Here is a 298-nt window from a genome sequence, read left to right on the forward strand (position 1 = left end):
TGATTACAAGGTCGGTGACGAAGTTGTTGTTGACCTTCCCACCCGAACCATCGAAGGCAAAATCGGCTATGTTGGCGAAACCGATGTGCGCATCGACACCAGCGCGCATGGGCAGGCGTGGGAGAACGAGGTACTCAACAAGCAGCAATTCGAGGACGGTCTGCGGCGGGATGAACCTACACCTGATGAGGAACTGGACAAGGTGCCTATCTCTGTGGAGGTCAATGGCGAGTGGCAGACCTTTCCGGATGCTGCTGCCGCAGACGAAGCCCTGAACGCTGAACCGATACCGGAAGCC

1 protein-coding gene is annotated in these 298 nt (G+C 57.0%); it reads left to right on the forward strand.

Going from position 1 to position 298, the window contains the following annotated elements; translation table 11 throughout:
• Positions 1-298, forward strand: a 298-nt coding sequence (locus P0G09_RS19120; protein ID WP_275253460.1) for a hypothetical protein, incomplete at both ends; no start/stop codon positions are given.

Origin of the sequence: Faecalibacterium sp. DFI.5.82 (assembly GCF_029076575.1) — a bacterium.
In the GTDB taxonomy this organism is placed as follows: Bacteria; Bacillota; Clostridia; order Oscillospirales; family Ruminococcaceae; genus Faecalibacterium; species Faecalibacterium duncaniae.